17 protein-coding genes are annotated in these 18,234 nt (G+C 57.0%); 7 read left to right on the forward strand and 10 right to left on the reverse strand.

Annotation, left to right across the window (positions count from 1 at the left end; translation table 11 throughout):
- Positions 1–140 precede the first annotated feature (140 nt).
- Entirely contained in the window at positions 141–584 is a 444-nt protein-coding gene (locus tag HMPREF1985_RS08485) for an Hsp20 family protein (protein ID WP_021772181.1), read from the reverse strand.
- Positions 585–684: 100 nt separating this feature from the next.
- Positions 685–2,124 carry a DUF438 domain-containing protein gene (locus HMPREF1985_RS08490; RefSeq protein WP_021772182.1) on the reverse strand — a complete coding sequence of 480 codons (1,440 nt, stop codon included), beginning with the start codon at positions 2,122–2,124 and terminating at the stop codon, positions 685–687.
- 204 nt (positions 2,125–2,328) lie between these two features.
- Between HMPREF1985_RS08490 and HMPREF1985_RS08495 the strand changes: the two genes are divergently transcribed.
- Positions 2,329–2,667 (forward strand): hypothetical protein, encoded by a 339-nt coding sequence (locus HMPREF1985_RS08495; protein ID WP_021772183.1) that lies wholly within the window; start codon positions 2,329–2,331, stop codon positions 2,665–2,667.
- Positions 2,668–2,671: 4 nt separating this feature from the next.
- On the opposite strand, the gene HMPREF1985_RS08500 is transcribed toward HMPREF1985_RS08495, so the two are convergent.
- The 3 genes from HMPREF1985_RS08500 to HMPREF1985_RS08510 form a co-directional block, all read right to left on the reverse strand.
- Positions 2,672–3,847 carry a radical SAM protein gene (locus HMPREF1985_RS08500; RefSeq protein WP_081695827.1) on the reverse strand — a complete coding sequence of 392 codons (1,176 nt, stop codon included), beginning with the start codon at positions 3,845–3,847 and terminating at the stop codon, positions 2,672–2,674.
- A 58-nt stretch (positions 3,848–3,905) separates the two neighbouring features.
- Positions 3,906–4,580: an aminoacyl-tRNA hydrolase gene (pth, locus tag HMPREF1985_RS08505; RefSeq protein ID WP_021772185.1), complete on the reverse strand. Its 675-nt coding sequence runs from the start codon at positions 4,578–4,580 to the stop codon at positions 3,906–3,908.
- Positions 4,581–4,671: 91 nt separating this feature from the next.
- Positions 4,672–5,520 carry an undecaprenyl-diphosphate phosphatase gene (locus tag HMPREF1985_RS08510; protein ID WP_021772186.1) on the reverse strand — a complete coding sequence of 283 codons (849 nt, stop codon included), beginning with the start codon at positions 5,518–5,520 and terminating at the stop codon, positions 4,672–4,674.
- Between the two features lie 151 nt (positions 5,521–5,671).
- On the opposite strand from HMPREF1985_RS08510, the gene trxA reads away from it, so the two are divergent.
- Positions 5,672–5,977 carry a thioredoxin gene (trxA, locus tag HMPREF1985_RS08515; protein ID WP_021772187.1) on the forward strand — a complete coding sequence of 102 codons (306 nt, stop codon included), beginning with the start codon at positions 5,672–5,674 and terminating at the stop codon, positions 5,975–5,977.
- 49 nt (positions 5,978–6,026) lie between these two features.
- Here trxA and HMPREF1985_RS08520 read toward each other — a convergent pair whose 3' ends face one another.
- From HMPREF1985_RS08520 to ispE, 5 genes are all read right to left on the reverse strand, one after another.
- A complete protein-coding gene (locus HMPREF1985_RS08520) occupies positions 6,027–6,713 on the reverse strand; it encodes a Crp/Fnr family transcriptional regulator (protein WP_021772188.1) in 687 nt (228 codons plus the stop codon).
- 97 nt (positions 6,714–6,810) lie between these two features.
- Positions 6,811–7,761 carry a ribose-phosphate diphosphokinase gene (locus tag HMPREF1985_RS08525; protein WP_021772189.1) on the reverse strand — a complete coding sequence of 317 codons (951 nt, stop codon included), beginning with the start codon at positions 7,759–7,761 and terminating at the stop codon, positions 6,811–6,813.
- Between the two features lie 139 nt (positions 7,762–7,900).
- Positions 7,901–9,277 (reverse strand): bifunctional UDP-N-acetylglucosamine diphosphorylase/glucosamine-1-phosphate N-acetyltransferase GlmU, encoded by a 1,377-nt coding sequence (gene glmU, locus HMPREF1985_RS08530; RefSeq protein WP_021772190.1) that lies wholly within the window; start codon positions 9,275–9,277, stop codon positions 7,901–7,903.
- A 37-nt stretch (positions 9,278–9,314) separates the two neighbouring features.
- Complete coding sequence (locus tag HMPREF1985_RS08535; RefSeq protein WP_021772191.1) at positions 9,315–10,025, reverse strand: GntR family transcriptional regulator; 711 nt, start codon at positions 10,023–10,025, stop codon at positions 9,315–9,317.
- A 12-nt stretch (positions 10,026–10,037) separates the two neighbouring features.
- Positions 10,038–10,919, reverse strand: coding sequence for a 4-(cytidine 5'-diphospho)-2-C-methyl-D-erythritol kinase (gene ispE, locus HMPREF1985_RS08540; protein WP_040637507.1), 882 nt, complete (start codon positions 10,917–10,919; stop codon positions 10,038–10,040).
- A gap of 152 nt (positions 10,920–11,071) precedes the next feature.
- On the opposite strand from ispE, the gene HMPREF1985_RS08545 reads away from it, so the two are divergent.
- The 5 genes from HMPREF1985_RS08545 to HMPREF1985_RS08565 all read left to right on the forward strand — a co-directional run bounded on the left by HMPREF1985_RS08545 (position 11,072) and on the right by HMPREF1985_RS08565 (position 18,079).
- A complete protein-coding gene (locus HMPREF1985_RS08545) occupies positions 11,072–12,286 on the forward strand; it encodes an HAD-IC family P-type ATPase (protein WP_021772193.1) in 1,215 nt (404 codons plus the stop codon).
- 134 nt (positions 12,287–12,420) lie between these two features.
- Positions 12,421–13,788 (forward strand): cytochrome ubiquinol oxidase subunit I, encoded by a 1,368-nt coding sequence (locus tag HMPREF1985_RS08550; RefSeq protein WP_021772194.1) that lies wholly within the window; start codon positions 12,421–12,423, stop codon positions 13,786–13,788.
- On the forward strand, positions 13,788–14,801 hold the full coding sequence (gene cydB, locus HMPREF1985_RS08555; protein WP_040637508.1) for a cytochrome d ubiquinol oxidase subunit II: 1,014 nt from the start codon (positions 13,788–13,790) through the stop codon (positions 14,799–14,801). Before HMPREF1985_RS08550 ends, cydB begins: the two co-directional genes overlap by 1 nt.
- An 18-nt stretch (positions 14,802–14,819) precedes the next feature.
- Positions 14,820–16,460 carry a thiol reductant ABC exporter subunit CydD gene (gene cydD / locus HMPREF1985_RS08560; RefSeq protein WP_021772196.1) on the forward strand — a complete coding sequence of 547 codons (1,641 nt, stop codon included), beginning with the start codon at positions 14,820–14,822 and terminating at the stop codon, positions 16,458–16,460.
- Complete coding sequence (locus HMPREF1985_RS08565) at positions 16,457–18,079, forward strand: amino acid ABC transporter ATP-binding/permease protein (RefSeq protein WP_021772197.1); 1,623 nt, start codon at positions 16,457–16,459, stop codon at positions 18,077–18,079. Before cydD ends, HMPREF1985_RS08565 begins: the two co-directional genes overlap by 4 nt.
- Positions 18,080–18,234: the final 155 nt, after the last annotated feature.

The following is an 18,234-nucleotide window of genomic DNA, read 5'->3' on the forward strand; positions in this document are numbered from 1 at the left end:
CCTCCCAATACATTCAAAGTCGATAGTAATTAGATTCCCGCTTTCTAAAAAAAATCCTTCTTGTATCCAAAAGAATCTATGCCTGACGTGCAAAAAAGGACGAACGCTGGCTGCGTCCGTCCTCCTCTTTCTATCGATGTTCAATCGATATCAAATACCGTTCGATTGTCTTCTTCCCGTATCTTTGGAAGAACGATGTGAAGCACGCCGTTCTCGTAGGCGACGGTCACATCCTTTTCTACAATATCATCCACTTCAAAGCTGCGCTCAAAGCTTCCGACGCGCCGCTCCCTGCAAAGGTAACGCACCTCCATCTCCGGATCGGGGCGCTCTGCCTTGATCGTCAGGCAGCAGTCCGCGTCATAAGAAACGGTGATCTGGTCTTTGCGAAAGCCGGGAAGCTCGGCAAATACTTCATAGCGGCTGCCAACATCCATGACGTCGACGCGAAACGACGAAAGCGCGCCGCTCACGCGTCCGAGCGGATTGCATGGCTGATCCGCCACAAACTCCATCGCTTTCTCCAAGAACTCGCGCCCTCGTTCCGCATTCTCGCGGATCCGAAAGGGTCTTGACCGAAACATATCAATCGCCTCCTGCCCTTAACAATCCCTATAATATCCCCTTGCCATTCTTATTATACATGAATTGCAAGAAAATTTCAAGATTCATCGGACGCAGTCCCTACTGCTTCCCGCCGAACTTATCGAGCGCTTTTTGAAAGTCCTGCACGAACTCGACTGTGCCGACGTACTCGCCCGCATCATCGTAGACGGCGAGGTAGCGCACGCCGATAGGCCGTCCCATGATGCGGCGCCACACTTCCATACGGTCGCGCTTTTTCGCCTTGAAGTCGAGAATCATCTGACGGACGACGGGAATGATTTCGGGCGGATGGCAGTTGTAGACCTCGCGCCCAATGCAGGAAAACGGGCGCGTAAACACGTGCCCTTCATTGATGAAATAGCGCACGATATCGTCCTTGTCGATGAACGTAATATCCACATCCAACAGCTTCAAAATGCCCTGAAGCTGTCGAACGGTGAGTTCGCCCGTATCCATCCGAACCTTGCCCTCCAGAATAGCAGGCGGTATGTACTGCGTCCGTATCCACGCCTCAGCCTGTTCCCAGCGAGGCAAATCCCCAATCTCCATGAAGGCGACGCCAATCTCGAAAATATCCCGGTAGACCTCAAGCCAATCCGCCTCCGTGAAGTAACGCATCGTGAGCGGAAAAAGAATCTTTTCTTCCTTGAAAACCATCTCGCGAATGCGCTGCATGACCTGTGTGAGACGCCCTTTGAAAAGCGGATAGTTCTCCGTATTCTCCGTCAGCGACTTCGTGATGACGCCGACCTCGCGTTTGATCTCATCGTCAACGCCCCACATGACTTGCGAAGGCCCGGTCACGCCGTAATCGTAGAGGCGCGGCATCAGGAGCTCTTCCTTCTTCGCGTAGTGCGAGCGCACGCCGTTCAGCGCACGGACAAGCGAAAGGATCGCCTGCGCATCCCCTGCGCCGTCCATCTCCTCCTGCAGCTTATCGAGATGTGCGCACATCGCTTCGTTCTCCCGCTTCAGAAGATTGAGAGGATGACCTTCGGGCAGGTCTTTCCCTTCCATGTTTTTGAGTGCTTCTGCCGCCTGCTCATGTGTATCGACGACCTTCTTCCCACTCCCCATTTTCCCATGGAACAAGGCGGAATGGACGTCGCAGAGTCTTTGCACGTCTTTTACGGGAACGCCGCCTTTGATGAGGCTCTGCTCCGCATCAGCGATCTCTTCTGCCGCGACGTGCTCAAAGTGCTTCACGAAATCCGCGCGGACGGATTCGAGATCTTCGCCTGCAGTGAGTCTCCCGACGTACTCCCGCAGGCGAACTTGCCGCTCTTCCTGTTCGCCGCCCACGACGGTAAAGCCAGCCTCTTCAAGATCCGCACGGATCTTCTCTATGGGGATCCCCTTGACGACGGCTCCGCGCGGTATCGTCATGATGCTGCCCATCATCTTGAGCGCCATTGGGTTCAAGATCTCATGAAAGCCAATCCCCGCCATGACTTCCTTTAGCTCAGGATATTGACGGACAAGCTCCGCCACGCTCTTGCTCAAATCGAGTGTTTTCATCCGAATCTCCTATCTAACGGCCTTACGGCTGCAAATGCAGCACGCAGCAATCTCTTCTTTGTGACGAATTATACAGGAAATCCCTCTCCTTTGCCGTACCATTCGTTACGCCGTCCTCAGCATGCACGCGCGCAATGCGATCTTGACCATACGTTTGGCATGGTGTAGACTTACTTTATTCAGAACGGGGAGAGGATGACGCCTATGCCAAAGGTCACACGAGATGATATACCGAATTGGTTCCAACGAAAGACTGGATTCAACGTCGATGTCGAGGAACTTAAAAAGGCGGCGGAACTTGACCGCATCGCCTGCGCCGACGAGCCGATGAAGCTCATGCGCGAACTATGGGGCCTGCAGCCGCGCGACTTCGAGATGATCCTCGGCGCACCGAGCCGCACGGTCGAAATGTGGTTTCACAAGAAAGCATCGCGCCCTGCCTCGTGGGTCGTGCGCCTCATCGTCGAAAAATGCGCGGAGCTGCACGAAGAGCAGCTTCGCCGCCGGAACGGCGGAAAGTCCTACGGAAGACGCCGCTTCTAGCCACTCAATGCGAGACATAGTGGCTGAAACTGCCGATGACGAGCTGCGGGAACTCGTCGCTGAGCACCTTTAGGAACCGCTTCGTTCCGACAGCCTTTCCCTTCGCTTTCGGCATGACGGCGAGGAATGCGTCGGGATCAATGTTCAGATTGCGCACCTGTATCATTTGGACGGGCAATTCACGGAAAAACGCCTGCCATGCGGCAAGCTCCTCCTCCCGGTCGTTGAAGCCTGGGAAATAGAGCAGGTTGAGCGAGACGTAAACGCCGTGATCGAGCGCGTAGCGGATCGAGGCGCGCACGTCGGCGAGATGATAGCTCGCGCGGTAGTACGCGTCGTACGACTCGTCGCGCGCGCTGATGATGGAAACGCGAATGGTGTCAAGCCCCGCATCGACAATCGTCTTGATGCCTTCCGTCCATCCTGCATTGCTGTTCATGTTGATCTGCCCTCTCTTCGTCTTTGCCCGGATCCTCTTGATGCCCTCTGCTATGCGGTCTGCCGCGAGACTCGGCTCGCCCTCGCACCCCTGCCCGAAACTTATGATCGCATCGGGCGCGACGGAGAGATGGTAAATGCCGACTTCCGCGATCTCTTCCGGCGTTGGGCGAAAATGGATGCGCTCCTGCGGCGAAGGGCAGCATTCGGCAGGCTGCAGCGATATGCAGCCGATGCAGTTCGCGTTGCATGCAGGCGATGTGGGGATGCCGCATTCCCAGCGGCGGTAAAAGAGATTCTGCGCGGTGCAGCAGTGCCAGTTGAGCGAGCAGCCGCCGACCTGTTCGACGATGCGGTTGCCCTTTAGCTCTTTTTTCGTTCGCTTGACGAGTTTCGCAAGCTCCCTAGTATTGTAGTGAACCGGATCCCACTTGTCGTTTTCATCCGTGTAGACGGCAGCGCAGCAGAGTTTGTCGCGGCAGACGACAACGGCCGTGTAGCCATAGAGCGGCAGGCGTTCTGCTTTCTCCTCCCGCACGTAGGCAGGCAAAAAGAGCCGCGTGTAGCCCGCAGGCAGGATTGCGGCGACGGCAAGTCCCTCGATGGGGAGTGCTTCCCCTTCCGCCGTCTGCCCAACGGCCAGCCGATCGGGAAGCAGCATGAGATCGGCGCCGCCTGGCAGCGGAATGATATCTTCTGGCGTGAGCGGCACGTTCTCCTCACCCGTGCGCCCCATGCCCATCAAGCCGGGCGCATCGAGGATCGTCCCATCCGCTGCGGCATAGACTGCCGTAATCGTATCAGCCAATCGTCGTTCCTCCTTCCGCTTCGCCTTTTCCTTCGCGCGCTTCTTTTCCCCTCGCTTCGCCTGCCTTTGGCACAGGGACAGAAGCGGGCTTTTCTTTTTTCGTTTTCTTCGGATTGAATCGATTCATCGCCCTATCCGCACCGTCCGTGACGATGCATGCTGCGGCTGGGATCAGATAGGCGATCGCCTCGCGGATACGCGGCGCGTCCTCTTCCGTAAACGGTGCGAGCACGTGATTCACAACCGTCCAGTTTGGAAGGGGACGCCCGATCCCAATGCGCATGCGCGTAAAGTGTTCGTCGCCAACGTGTGCGAGGATGGACTTGATCCCGTTGTGCCCGCCTGCACTCCCCTTCTTGCGGATGCGCACCGTACCTGCCGGAATATCCATGTCATCGTGTACGACGATGAGATCTTCGGGCGCAAGCTTGTACCATGCAAGCAATGGACCTATCGCGCGTCCGCTGTCATTCATATACGTCTGCGGTTTGACGAGAAGAACCTTCTCCGCTTCGATGCGCGTCTCTGCGACGCATGCATCAAACATTCCGCGCCACTCCGTCACGCCGAGGTGCGCTGCGAGCGCGTCGATAAACATAAAGCCGACGTTATGCTTTGTCGTTTCGTATTCGCTGCCGGGATTGCCGAGTCCTGCTATTACTTTCATCGATTCCCTTTCCTTTATTGGAGGAACCCCCGCCGAAAAGCGGGGGTTCCCATGAAAACCTGTTTTCTTAATGATTTGTCGTCATTTGTCGTCAATTGTTTGCCGTCGGGTCACCCACCAGGAAGAGGTAAGCGATAACGAGGATGCCGAGCGCAATACGATACCAGCCGAATGCCTTGAAGTCGTTCGTCTTGATATAGGAGAGCAGGAACTGGATCGAGAGGATGGAGACAAGGAACGCCGTGACCATGCCGACGACCATGATGACGATTTCCGTACCCGTAAAGTTCAGCCCGAATTTCACGATCTTCAGGAGGCTCGCGCCGAACATGACGGGAATCGCGAGAAAGAACGTGAACTCCGCCGCAACATAACGGCTCGTGCCGAAGAGGATGCCGCCGAGTATCGTTGCACCCGAACGGCTCGTGCCCGGAACGAGCGCGAGCACTTGGAACATGCCGATGATGAATGCCGTCTTGTAGTCGAGTGCTGCGAGATCGCCCACGCGCGGCCGGCGGTTCCTGTTGTAATTTTCGACGAGAATAAAAAGGACGCCGTACAGGATGAGCGTCGAGGCGACGACGGGTGCCGTCATGAAGTGCTCCTCCATGTACTTATTGAACAGCAGTCCGATGGCTGCTGCAGGAACGCACGCGACGAGCACCTTGCCCCAAAGGCTCACCGTATCGCGCTTTTCCTGCCTGCTCTTCCACGGGGAAAAGGGGTTGAGCTTATCGAAGCTCAGCACGACGACGGCGAGAATGGCGCCGAGTTGTATGACAACGAGGAACATATCCATGAATGCCTTGCTGACGTTGAGCCGGATGAACTCATCGACGAGGATCATGTGTCCAGTGCTCGATACGGGCAGCCATTCTGTCAATCCCTCGACAACGCCAAGCACAATGGTTTTGAGCAACTCTGCAATGCTTAAGTCCAAAATACGTATCCTCCTAAATAAACTTTGAAAGCAACGATCATTATAACATAGTGTGCTGCGATCTGCACGGGAAAATGTGAGCGAATCACGGATGCTTCTCCCCATCTCGCATTATACTTGAAGCAGCGTATCTGCAAAAGGAGGAATTTCAATGGAAGTCACCATTACAAAAGACAATTTCGAAACCGAGGTCCTGCAGTCTGAAAAGACTGTCCTCCTCGATTTTTGGGCTCCTTGGTGCTACCCCTGCCGCATGCTCGCCCCGACCATCGAGGAAGTCGCCGCAGAGCACCCTGCACTCAAGGTCGGCAAGGTGAATATCGATGACGAGCCAGCACTCGCACAGGAATTCGGCATTATGAGCATCCCGACTGTCATCGTATTCCAAAACGGCAGGAAAGTAAACGAAGCCGTCGGCAATATGCCAAAGAAAGAAATCGAAGCTCTGCTCGCCTAAGCGAACGGCATGTCCCCGCAAGGGGACTGTTTTGTATCGTTTATTGGCGTTATCGGTGTTCGCCCGCCAGGCGTTCGAGTGCTTTTTTGTCCTGAATCCGAAGAAAGCCGCGCGCGGATGCGATCCACCCTTCCTGCCCGAAGTATTTGACGAGACGGCTGACGACTTCGCGCGCTGTTCCCATATACCGCGCCATCTTCTCGTGCGTCAGGCGAATCGTCGCCGACTTTTGCTTTTCACTCTCCTCGAGCAAAAAGATCGCAAAGCGGCGATCCGCCGAGAGAAAGAGCACCTGCTGCATCTTCCAAAGCATATCCGAAAGGCGGGCCGATGCCATTTCATACGCGTAACAGCGCACATAGATATTTTTCTCTACCAATTTTCGGAACGCCCCCGCATCGGTAAGAAGCGCTTCCGTGTCCTCTTCTGCATCGACGAACACATCGAATGTCACCGCGTCGAGCACGCAGGCAGCCGATAGGATCGCAATATCGTCGGGAAACAGTCGATAGAGCGTGACATCGCGCCCGTCCTCCGAAAGCGTGTAGACGCGAAGCTGTCCTTTCTTGACCAGAAAGATGCCTAGGCAGTCGAGTGCACCGCAATGCACTTGCGTGCCTTTTTCGTAATGAACGGCATGTGTATGGCGATTGAGGAGATCGCGCTCTCCATTCGACAGCCGATCCCAAAAAGAGAAATGGCGTATGTAGAGATCCGTCGCTTCTTTTCCCATCATGATGAATCCTCCACGGCAAGACAGAAAATACTCCCGTCTTGCGACAGGAGCATCCTTTACGCACGATAAACAAGCACCCGTTCGTTGCAACGTGCAATCAGCGGTTAAAGAGCATGCTGACGGACTGGTGGCTCAGAATGCGCACTATGACGTCGCCAATCGCCTCAGCGAGCGAGAGCACGACAAACTTATCCGACTGCTTCTCAGGCGGCAGCGGAATCGTGTCCGTGATGACAAGCTGCTCAATCGGCGATGCATTGATCCGCTCAACTGCGGGGGCGGAGAGAATCGCATGCGTGCACGAAGCGAGGACGCGCTTCGCGCCGTGTGCCTTGAGTGCCTTCGCCCCTTCGCAGAGCGAGCCAGCCGTATCGACGATATCATCGATGATGAGCGCGGTCTTGCCCCAAACCTCGCCGATGAGGTTCATGACTTCAGCGCATCCCGGCTTCGGGCGGCGCTTCTCGATGATCGCGATCGGCGCATGGACGCGATCGGCTAGGATACGCGCTCGCGTGACACCGCCGAGATCCGGCGATACGACGACGAGATCCTCATAATTCTGCCTTTTGAAGTAATTGCCGAGAACCGGTGCTGCTGCGAGATGATCGACCGGGATATCGAAAAAACCCTGTATCTGCCCTGCATGGAGATCGACTGTCACGACGCGCGTAACACCTGCCGTCGTCATGAGATTCGCAACGAGCTTTGCCGAGATCGGCTCGCGTCCGCGCGTCTTGCGATCCTGCCGCGCGTAGGCGTAGTACGGAACGACCGCCGTGATGCTGCGCGCCGAAGCGCGCTTGCAGGCATCCGCCATAATCAGGAGTTCCATCAGATTGTCGTTGACGGGGAACGAAGTCGGCTGAATAATGAAAATATCCTTGCCTCGAATGCTCTCCCCAATCATGACCTGCGTCTCGCCGTTGTTGAAGTGCCCGACAAACGCGTCGCAGAGACTCACTCCAATATGATCGGCTATCTTCCTCGCCAAATCCGGATTCGCGTTGCCCGTCAGGATGCGCATATTCCCAGTATCAAAAGGCATTTTGAAAAATCCTCCTAAATGTGCATGTAGAATACATTATGCTTCATTTTCAGTATAACATAAAAACGGATAAATGCTAGACCTATACGCAATTTATCCGTTTTATAATTCCTTTTTATCCTTTTTCTCTTTTATCCTTTTATTTTCGCTTATCGTGCCAGTCCGTGATATTCTTCTGGCGTGCACGCGCTACGGCGAGGGTGCCGGCCGGCACGGTATTCGTGATCGTCGAGCCCGCCGCGACATACGCGCCGTCTTCCACGGTCACGGGTGCAACGAGATTCGAGTTGCAGCCGACAAATGCATCGTTTCCGACCCTCGTGCGGAACTTCTTCTTGCCATCGTAGTTGACGGTGATCGTACCGCAGCCCATGTTGACGCCCGAGCCCATGTCGCAGTCGCCGATGTAGGAAAGGTGTGGCAGCTTCGAGCCCTCGCCGATATTCGAGTTCTTGACCTCGACGAAGTTTCCGATCTTGACGCCTGCCGCAAGATGCGTATCGGGGCGAATGTGCGTAAACTGTCCGAGAATGACGCCCGTATCAATCCGGCAGTCGTGCGCATACGTGAACTGTCCCGTGACCTCATCGCCGCAAGTGACATTTTGAAAACGGACGGACGGACCGATCTCACAATCCTCCCCAATCACCGTCGTCCCTTCAAGCCACGTCATCGGATAGATCACCGTATCGCGGCCGATTCTGACATCCGCGTCGATGTACGTCGTCGCGGGATCCATGATCGTCACGCCCGCTGCCATGAGTTCTTCTGCCTTGCGCATGCGCAGGATCTTTTCCGCTCGAGCGAGCTGCAGGCGCGAATTGATGCCGAGCGTGTCCTCGTAGTGATCCGCTGTGACCGCCCAAATCTTCTCGCCCCTCTTCTTGAGGATTTCCAGCACATCGGGCAGGTAGTACTCGCCCTGCGCATTGTCATTTGTGACGCTCGCGAGCGCTTCAAAGAGCGACTGGATCGCAAAGCAGTAAATGCCGGAGTTGACTTCGCGCACGGCACGCTCCGCCTCCGTCGCATCCTTGTGCTCGACGATCTTTTCGACCGAGCCGTCCGCCGCGCGGATGATGCGCCCGTAGCCCGTCGCGTCCGGCATGACAGCCGTAAGGACAGTCGCTTTCGCGCCTGCCGCTTCGTGCTCGTCCGCGAGTTTCCTTAGGAGCGCGCCCGTCAAGAGCGGCGTGTCGCCGCAGAGCACCATGACCGTTCCAGTCTCATTTTGAAGAAGCGGCTTCGTTTGAAGGACGGCATGCCCCGTTCCGAGCTGCTCCTTTTGCTCGACAAATTCCACCTGCCCCGCAATCGCCCCCGCCAGCGCTTCCTGAACCGATTGCCCTTCATAGCCTGTCACGACGATATTGCGGCGCGCGCCTGCTGCCCTTGCCGCATCGAGGACGTGCTGGATCATCGGCTTTCCCGCTGCTTTATGAAGCACTTTCGAGAATTTCGACTTCATGCGCGTGCCCTTGCCTGCGGCGAGTACGACCGTTACAAATTCTGCCATATGATTTCCTATCTCCTCTTCTTTTATGATGCTCCGTTTATTCTTCCTTGCGTTTTGCCTCCATCTCCTGCTTTTTGCGGCTTTCCATCGCGAGCATGAGCGTCTTCTCCGAATTTTCCATGTGCCGCTTTGCCGCCCTGCGCGCTGCCTTGCAGTCGCCCTGTGCGATTGCTTCGACGATCAGGCGATGTTCTTCAATCGTCTCCTCAAGCCTACCGGGGTACGACATCGAGAGCGTGCGAAAGCGCGTGAGCTGGTCCCGCAGGTTCGATATGATGCCGACGAGGCGCGAATTGCGCGCCGCATGATAAAGCAGGTCGTGAAACTCGATATCGGTTTCGACGATCTTATCGAGCGAGCCTTCCTTGACGTAACCGCCGATGATGACGAGAAGGCGCTGCAAGTGCTCGAGCTCTTCCTCCGTGATATGTTCGGCGGCAAGCTCATTGGAAAGTGCTTCGAGCGCCGTCCGTATCTCAAAAATCTCGTTGATGTCGCGAATCGACATATCCGCGACGTACGTGCCGCGGCGCGGCATCATGACGACGTACCCTTCAAGCTCCAATTTGCGGATCGCTTCGCGTACAGGCGTACGGCTCACGCCGAGTTCTTCGGCGAGCTGAAGCTCCATGATGCGTTCGCCGGGTTTCAGCAGCCCCTTGCGAATCGCCTCACGCAGGGATTCGCAGACGACCTCACGAAGCGGTTGGTAGCTGTCCAGCTTGATCGGCTCCAATCTCTGACCCATTCTTCTCAACTCCTATGAAAGATGTTCCTCGCCTGACTTGACGGGATCGCACGTCTCGGTGACAAATACCGCTGCCCTCGTCTCGCACCGCAGGAACGCGGCGATGCGCTTTGCTTCCTCTGCACGTTCCACTAGGCCGAAAACGGTAGGGCCGCTTCCAGACATCATACTCGCGAGCGCGCCCTGACCTTGCATCATCGCCTTATATTCTGCAACGATAGGATACTCGTTCATAGTAACACGTTCAAGCACATTGCACAATAAGGAAGCGACCAAAGATCGATCGCCTGCTTCAATGGCGCGTTCGATCGCCGCATTGTCGGGATGGCGGTCCGTCCCTTCCGCGTCATACGCTCGATACGCCCATGGCGTCGAGACGGAGACGGGCGGCTTCGCGAGTACGACGTACGTCTTCGGCATGGCGGACAGGCGGCGAAGCACTTCGCCGCGTCCCGTTGCGAGCATCGTGCCGCCCAGCAGCACAAATGGAACATCTGATCCGAGCCTCGCACCGAGCGTGCAAAGCTCCCCGTCCGTCATACGGAGCGCGTAGAGCGCATTCATGCCGCGCAGGACGGCAGCGGCATCGGCACTGCCGCCGGCAAGCCCTGCCGCGATCGGAATGCGCTTCGTGAGCCGCATCGCCACGCCACCCGTTATATGGCAATGCGCACAGATGAGCCTTGCCGCGCGAATCGCGAGATTGCTCTCGTCCGCCGCAAGCCCAGGCACATCGATGGAAAGCGAAATATCCCCATCCGTCTGTTCCATCGCAATCGTATCGTGAAGGCCGATCGACTGCATGACCATCGCAACCTCGTGATAACCGTCTGCACGCGTTCCGCGTATATCGAGCGTCAAATTGATCTTCGCAAAACCATTTACCTGAAGCAACCTGTCCTCACCTTTCGCCACTTGACCGAATCCCTATTTGCTCCGATAATATAGGAAGCACGGATAAATTCAGCTACGCCAATCTGACGAACTTCATTTTATCCGCGATTCCTATACTTAGGACATTGTATCATAAATGGGAGCTGTATTTGATGAAAAATCAAACTATCGTAAAATATTCCTTGCTTTGCGGGCTTTTTCTCGCGCTTCTTTCCGGAATAAGCTACTTTTTCGCCGAGCGGAACATCGTGCTCGCCGCCTACGTTTTTTTCTCGGCACTCTTCTCATGCCTGCCGCTTCCCTACCTTCTCGCTTCCCCCATCGCCCGCATCCGAAGCCTGCGCCGCGCCCAAGAAGCGGGGATCACCATCCTGAATGCAGCAGTGCTTTCCCATTTTGCCGAGGCCAGCACGCTCGTCCTTGCCAAAAACGGCGTCATCACCTCGGGGCACCCGTACATTTCGGAACTCGTGCCGGAGGGAACGAGCCAGGCCTCGCTTCTCGCACTCGCAGCTTCGGCAGAACGCAAAGCCGAGCACCCCGTGGGGCGCGCTCTCCTTGCGACCGCCATGCAGAGGCGCTGCCGCCTGCAAAATGCCTCCGCCTTTTCTGAAGTAAAAGGGCGCGGCGCAGAAGCATTGATCGCAAGCACACCCGTACGCGTCGGCCACGCGGACTGGCTCATCGAAGAAGGCGTCGCCGTCAGCAAATCGCTTCTCGCGCGTGCCGGCAAGATCGCGGATGCGGGCATGACGCCGCTTTTTGTCAGCTATGGCAAGCATACGCGCGGCATCATCGCGATAAGAGACGATATCCCCGATGAAGTCGCGCCGTCGCTGCACCGCCTTCAGCGTCGCGGGCTCTCCGTCCATATGATGACAGGCGATCCGCTCCGCACGGCTTCTGCCATAAAAAAACAGCTTGCCTTGAACGGCGCAAGCGCCGCGCTCTCTCCGAGCGAAAAGGCGCGCGAAGTGCAGCTGCTGCGCACGCACGGCCATATCATCGCAATGATCGGAGCAGGCGCGCGCGACGCGGCAGCGCTCGGAGAAGCAGATGTCCGCATCCAACTCGTACGGAAAGGAAGCGATGCCGAATCACAACACGCAGCAGAACATACGGCATACGATGTGCGTTTGGAGAGCGGCCACATGGAAAGCCTTCTTTCGTTCCTTGCCATCAGCCGAAAATTTGCTTCGCTCACGCGCGAAAACCGCACGCTTGCCGTGCTGACGTGGATTCTCCTCGTCCCCGCTGCCACTGGCGTATTTCACCCGTTCGGCGCGCCGCTGGTGCCGCCGCTCATCACACTCCTAGGCGTGCTGCTCGCCAGCCTTCTCATCGTCTTGAATTCCCTCCGCGCATAGGCGTGTCATTCCAAGAAGAATCATTTTCCAAACGAAATCACTCTTCTCATATTGTTTTCATATTGTATTTGCGCTATAATAGGAAGAGTGGGTGTGATATATCTTTAGGAAAAGCAAAAAGGGGGACAAACTGAATGGATGCAATCATCCTATCCCGATGGCAGTTCGCCATCACGACCACCTATCACTTCCTGTTCATCCCGGTAACACTGGGGCTCTCCTTCTTCCTCGCACTGCTCGAGACGTGCTACGTGCGGACGAAGCGACCGGAATGGAAGGAAACCTGCCGCAAGCTCCTGCGTTTCTTCGGTACAATCTTCATCGTCAACTTCTCGATGGGCGTTGTCACCGGCATCGTGCAGGAATTCCACTTCGGCATGAACTGGTCGGAATACTCGCGTTTTATGGGCGACATCTTCGGAGCTCCGCTCGCGCTCGAGGCACTCACGGCATTCTTCCTCGAGTCGACCTTCCTCGGCATTTGGATTTTCGGCTGGAACAAGCTGCCGGAGAAACTGCACTGCGCCGTCCTTTGGATTGTCGCACTCGGCAGCAATCTCTCCGCGTTTTGGATCCTCATCGCAAACTCCTTCATGCAGCATCCGGTCGGCTACGCCATCCGCAACGGACGCGCTGAAATGACGGACTTTTTCACGCTCGTCACGAATCATTACTTCCTCGGCGAGTATTCGCATACGTTCTTCGCCGGCATGACGACGACCGGCTTCCTCATCCTTGCGGTCTCCGCATGGAAGATCGCGCACGACGAGAAGTCGCGCGCTGCGTTCACACAGTCGATGAAAGCTGCCGCACTCTTCATGATCATCGGCCTTCTCGGCGTCATAGGCAGCGGTCACATGCACGCGCAGTACATCGCACAGGCGAATCCGATGAAGCTCTCCTCGATGGAGGCACTTTGGGAAACGGAAGATCCGGCTCCTTTCGCCATCGTCGCGGACATCAACCAAGAGACGCACAAGAACGACAGCGAGATCACCGTGCCGGGCGTTTTCTCCTTCATGGTCTACAATAAATTCGATGGGGCGATCCGCGGCATCAATGACCTGCAGAAGGAGTATTCCGAAAAGTACGGTCCCGGCGAGTACCGCCCCAACGTCACAGCGCTATTTTGGAGCTTCCGCATCATGATCGGTCTTGGCGGTCTCATGATGCTCATCGCGATTTTCTTCGGCTATCTCGCATGGACGAATCGTCCGCTCGCATGCCCGTGTCTCTTGAAGATCCTGCCTTGGCTCATGCCGATCCCCTACATCGCGAACTCTTTCGGCTGGTACGTCGCGGAGGGCGGTCGCCAGCCTTGGCTCGTCGTCGGGCTGCAGCGGACGGCGGAAGGCATCTCGCCGAACCTCACGGGGGCAGAAGTCTGGTTCACGATGATTGGCTTCACTGTAACGTATCTCCTGCTCGCGATTGCGGCGCTTTGGATCGTCTTCCGCTTCGTCCGAAAGACGCAGGTCATCTCCGAAGGGAGGGATGCATGATGGATCTCAATACGCTTTGGTTTCTTTTGATTGTCGTGCTCTTCACGGGATTCTTTTTCCTAGAAGGCTTTGACTACGGCGTCGGTGCGCTGACGCCCTTCCTCTCCCCGCATGACCGCGATCGTTCCATTTTCCTGCGCACGATCACGCCCGTATGGGACGGCAACGAGGTTTGGATGATCACGGCGGGCGGCGCGCTCTTCGCGGCATTCCCGCACGTCTACTCGACGATGTTCGCGACGTTCTACCTCGCGCTCTTTCTTATGCTCTTCGCGCTCATCCTGCGCGGCGTTGCATTTGACTTCCGCGCGCGCTATGACGCGCCGTGCTGGCGCCACGGCTGGGAAGCGGCAATCGCCTTCGGCAGCGTCGTCCCCGCATTCCTTTGGGGCGTCGCCATCACGAACCTCATCGCAGGCATCGCCATTAACGAGAAGATGATTTACACGGGCGGTTTCTTCGATCTCCTGACGCCGTACACGGTCGTCGGAGGCATGACCTTCCTCTTCGTCTTCCTCTTCCACGGCGCTTCGTTCCTCTCGTTCCGTGTCGTTGATTTTGGGCTCGTCCGCCGCGCGCAGCAGCTCGGCATCAAGCTCGGCACAATCGCTGCGCTTCTCTTCGTTCTCTGCATGGCCATGACGCTCCAGTACACGGATCTCTTCCATAGCACACTCGCTGCGGTCGCGCTCATCGCGGCAGCCGTGATCTTCGTCATCGGCATCGCAAGTCTCGCAAAAGGCAATGGAAAGCCGGCTTTCGTTTGCTCGTCGCTCGCCATCGTCCTGACGACGGTCGCCTTCTTCGCCGGTCTATTCCCGCGCCTCATGGTATCGAGCCTGAATCCGGCATGGAGCCTGACGATCACGAACGCGTCTTCTACGCCGTACACGCTCTCGGTCATGACCGTCGCAGCCTGCATCTTCGTTCCGATCGTGCTCATTTACCAGTGCTGGTCGTACTACATTTTCCGCAAGCGCATTACGGAAAAGGATGCCGAAGAACACTATTGATCTACCGCAAGAGGTCCTATGAACGTAACGAACAGCTTTCTGCTACGCAGCCTAAAACCGCATAAAGGCGAGCGAATCCGCTTGCTCCTCATAGAAACCACCCGTGCCGTCGCGACGATTGCAGCGGCAGGAGCAGGTGCCTACGCAATGGACGGCGTGTTCCTCGCACATAAGGGCCGAATGGAAACAGCACCAGTTCTACTGGTGCTGTTTCTTCTCATGATCCTTCCGCCGCTTCTCACCCCCGTGCGCGAGCGAATATCGCAGCGGCTATCCACCGCGCTGCGAACGGAAACCAGAGCGCAGCTTCATGCGCAGATGCTGACGGGCAAAGCGGAAGCGGCAGAAGTACGCCGCCGCATTCTTCCGCTCGCACGCGAGGAAACGGATGCGCTCGACCTTTGGTTCAGCCGCGTCCTCCCCGTCCTCCTTGCAATCGTCACCAAGATGCCCATCGCGCTTATCGCTGCGGCTATCGCCGATCCCGTCACGGGGCTTTTCATGTTCGTGACGATGCCGATTGCCCCCTTTCTGCTCTACCTCATCGGACGCGTCACGCGCGTAGCGAGCGAGGCGCAGTGGAAGCGCATGGAGTCGCTTGCCGCACGCTTTGGCGAGCTCCTCCGAACGCTCCCTGCACTGAAGATTTTCCGTCAGGCCGAGGCGCAGCGAAAAACCGTCGAAGTGCTCAGCGAAACCTTCTCCGCGTCTGCCCTTCGCGTCCTCCAGCTTTCCTTTATCTCCGCCTTTGCGCTCGAACTCATCACAACGCTGGCGATCGCGATCATCGCCGTCAGCATCGGCTTTCGCCTGCTCTACGGGCAGATGGATTTTCGCGTCGCGTTCTTCGTCCTGCTCGTCACGCCCGAGTTCTATCAGCCGCTTCGTCAAGCGGGAACGGCATTCCACAGCGCGATGACGGCATGGACGGCAGAGTCGAACCTCCGCGCTGTTCTTTCAAAAGAAAGGATGCCATACGCGATAGAGTATCCTAATTTGCCGCCGGATATGCAGCCCGCTCTTCTAGAAGCGCACGGGCTTTCGTTCCACTACCCGAACAGCCGCACGTACCTGTTCCGCGATTTCAATTTGAAACTCGAACCAGGCGTCACCATCGTCAAAGGGCCGAGCGGCTGCGGGAAATCGACGCTTATACGCCTTCTCGCAGGGCTGCTCCAACCGTGCGAAGGGCAGGTCACGGTCGGTACCTCTCCCCTCTCCGCGCTCTCCATGGAAGCGGTTTCTTTCCCGATCAGCTACGTGCCGCAAGAACCGCATCTCTTTGCCGGCACGCTCGCAGAAAACGTCACGCTCTTTCACGCGACAGACGAAGCCGATGTCGAAATCGCCATTCGCCATGCCGCGCTCGGGAAATGGCTCGATTCCCTTCCGCATGGCCTCGCTGCACGCCTTGGCGAGGGTGGTCAGACGCTCTCCCAAGGACAGCGAAAACGGCTCGGCATCGCGCGTGCACTGCTGCAAAATCGCCCCATCGTGCTTCTCGATGAGCCGACGGCAGGTCTTGACGCAGTGACGCAGGAGACGGTACGTGACACGCTTTTTGCCCTTTGCACAGGACGCACTGCGCTAGTCGTCAGCCACGACGAAGCGATTTGCGCCATGGCGAACCGCGTGATCGACTGGGAGGTGATCGCATGAATCGAGCTCTCTGCGCATGGCGGCAGATCGTTTCACTCGTATCGCCGCTTTCCATCGTTCCAGTCGTCTTCGTCAGTCTCCTCGCGGCAGGCACGAGCATTGGTCTCTTGGGCGCATCCGCATGGCTCATCGCAAGTGCGGCGCTCATGCCGCCGCTCTACACACTCTCGCTCGGCATCACTGCCGTACGTGCCTTCGGTATCGGCCGTGCGGCATTTCGCTACGCAGAGCGCTACCTATCGCACAGCCTCGCCTTTTCGGGGCTCACGCACATCCGCCTGCATCTCTACGACCGCGCCGCTGCGCTCCTCCCCATGCGCACGGGTCTCATGCGTCAAGGCGAATTCCTGCACGATCTTCTCGTCGGTGCAGACGCCCTGCGCGACTTCTTCATCCGCGCGATTCTGCCGCCGCTTGCAGTCGGCATCCTGACGGGAATCGCGACGGTGCTTCTCTATGTGCAGATCGGCTATGCAGCAATCCTTCTTCCGCTTTTGTTCTTCATTCGTCTCATCATCGCTTGGCACGTCAAGACCGAAAACGAAGAAGCGCGGCGCGCGGAGGACGGTGCCTATCGCAGTGCGCTCCTCGATGCGTCAGCCGGCGCAGACGAACTTGCCTGTGCAGGCGCGGCGCCGGCACGCGAGCACCTTTTCCTGCCTGCCCGTGACCTCGTTAAAAAAGACGAATACGCGCACCTGCGTGAGACGCAGACGGATGCGCTGCAGTCTGTCTTTGACGCAGCCGTTTTCATCCTGCTGCTTGCTGCTCTGATTCCAAGCATTCCTGCCGGCACACTTACCGGCATCGGTCTCGCCGTCTGGTTTCTCGTGCTCCAGTCTCTCCTAGCCGAATACCGCACGCTGCCCGATGCCGTAAGGCAAGCACAGCAAAGCGCGGCCGCCGCCCTTCGCCTTCTCGCCCCCGTCGAGTACGAACCATCCGCGGCACAGGCAGCGCAGGATGACAACATGATGCAAAACGGAACCGAGGAACCCTCAGCCGCGCACGCCCTCCTCACCGTCCGCAGCCTCTGCTTCTCCTACACACCTGCCCAGCACTTGCTGAAAGACTTTTCCTTTTCCGTAGCACGTGGAGCGCATACCGCCATCTACGGCACGAGCGGCGCAGGAAAGACGACGCTCGCGCAGCTCCTGCTCGGCGTTTGGAAGCCCGACAGCGGGCAGATTATGCGCGGCCCTGGCGTGGAGATTGCAGGACTTCCGCAAGGAAGCGTCCTCTTCTCACAATCCATCCGCGAAAATTTCCGTCGTTTCCGTCCATGCGCAGACGAAGCCGCCATCTTCCGCGCCCTCGAAATCGCCCAGCTCCTCCCCGTTGTGGAGACAATGGCGTGCGGCATCGATACCCCCATCGGCGAAGACGGATCCTTTCTTTCCGGCGGACAGCGCACACGCCTGTTAACCGCCCTCGCATCTGCAGGCGAAGAATGTCTCGTCCTGCTCGACGAACCGACGCTCGGGCTCGACGCAAAGACTGCCTCTCGCCTGACTGCATCCCTATTCCGCTATGCGAAGGAATGCCATAAGACGCTCCTCGTCATCACGCACGACGAGAGTCTGCGCGACTCGTTCAAGCAAACGATTCACCTTGCATAGACCGCTTTTGCCAAAAAAAGAGAACCATCATTTTGATGTGACGGTTCTCTTTTTCTGGCACGTGATGGGCACGAACAAACACACGATTCTATGCCCTCAGCATCTTTTTTACTTGCTTGACCATGCTCGGATAATCGGCCGTCTGAAAGTCCGTC

It is taken from the genome of Mitsuokella sp. oral taxon 131 str. W9106 (genome assembly GCF_000469545.1).
In the GTDB taxonomy this organism is placed as follows: Bacteria; Bacillota; Negativicutes; order Selenomonadales; family Selenomonadaceae; genus AWVT01.